The organism is Desulfallas sp. Bu1-1 (genome assembly GCF_015594625.1).
Classification (GTDB): Bacteria; Bacillota; Desulfotomaculia; order Desulfotomaculales; family Desulfallaceae; genus JADNRQ01.
In genome coordinates, this window is sequence record NZ_JADNRQ010000052.1 from 1 (window position 1) to 1503 (window position 1503).

Here is a 1503-nt window from a genome sequence, read left to right on the forward strand (position 1 = left end):
GCGCTTCTTTACTATCGCCATTAATTTAACCGGAGTTGTTTGTTCCGTAATTTTTGCGTACTTGGGTTTATTAGCCACCGTGCATGTTCATTCAACGGCACAAGTCAGCCCGGCGATGATGATTCCCATGTCTATTCCTTATGCTGCTCTCCCTTTGGGTAGTATTTTTATGGCCCTGGAGTATTTGGAAGCCGGTTTTGCAACGGAGCAGGGGGGTGAGTCATAATGTTGCCAATATTGTTTGGTCTTTTGGGCTTAATGCTGTTAGCCAGCGTACCAATATATATAGCACTTGCAGGACCATCCCTGGTAGCTATTGTGCTTAAAGATATCCCCCCCCTTGTATTTGCACAAAGATTATTTGGCGGGATTGATAAATTTTCCTTGATGGCTATACCTTTTTTTATCCTCGCGGCCAACATCATGGGCAAAGGTGGCATGTCCCGTCGCATAATTGCTTTATCCAATATCCTGGTGGGGCGTTTTTATGGCGGTACGGCAGCTGGTAGTGTTCTGGCATGTATGCTGTTCGGGGCGCTTTCCGGATCCGCGCCGGCAACTGTAGTGGCCATTGGTGGTATAACGTATCCTATGCTGCTGGAAAACAGTTACGGCAAGAAATTTTCCATGGGCATAGTAACCTCCGCTGCATGCATTGCTATTTTAATTCCACCCAGTATCACGATGATTGTTTACGCGGCGACCACCGGAACGTCGGTTGGGTCGTTGTTTATGGCCGGTATTGGACCGGGTTTATTATTGGGTGCGATTTTTATTGCCTATGCGGTATGGTATGCCCGGAAAAATAATATCCGCTCCACCTTTCAGGTCGCACCGGGGCAGGTATGGATTGCGCTTAAGGATTCCTCCTGGGCCATAGGCGTGCCAGTCATCATTATTGGCGGTATCTATTCCGGTGTTTTTACACCAACCGAGTCGGCAACCGTGGCGGCGGTTTACGCTATGCTGGTCGGATTATTTATTTACAAGGAGCTAAGTTGGAAAGAGTTGTATGAAGTGTGTGTAAGCTCAGCGCTGACTACAGCCCAAATTATGTTCCTGGTGGCGGCGGCGTCGGTGCTCTCCTGGATACTCACTGTTAACCAAACCCAATTACTGCTGCAACAGCTTATTCAACCATTTATCTCAACGCCGTGGGCAGTGTTGGTGATCATGAATATCATGTTAATTATTGCCGGTATGTTTATGGATGCCGTGCCCTTTGTTTTGTTGCTGGCCCCGCTTTTTGTGCCTATCGCCAATAGTATAAACTTGGATCTTGTGCTTCTGGGGATCATCATGACCTTTAACGGAGCAATTGGCATGTTTAGCCCCCCGTTTGGTTTGAATATATTTGTTGGGATGGCTACTTTCAAAGAACCGTTCGGCAAAATTGCCCGGGCGGTTGTACCGTTCCTTGTTCTTAGTCTCGTTGCGTTAATTATTGTAACGTATGTTCCGGAGATTTCTTTATGGATACCAAGTATTGTTTATGGTAAGTAA

2 protein-coding genes are annotated in these 1503 nt (G+C 46.7%); both read left to right on the forward strand.

All coding sequences use genetic code 11. The features are described 5' to 3' along the window. The coding region (locus IT084_RS18030; protein ID WP_313885520.1) for a TRAP transporter small permease subunit at window positions 1–226 on the forward strand (226 nt) is incomplete at its 5' end. Window positions 227–237: 11 nt separating this feature from the next. After that, on the forward strand, window positions 238–1503 hold the full coding sequence (locus IT084_RS17550; protein ID WP_195714177.1) for a TRAP transporter large permease: 1266 nt from the start codon (window positions 238–240) through the stop codon (window positions 1501–1503).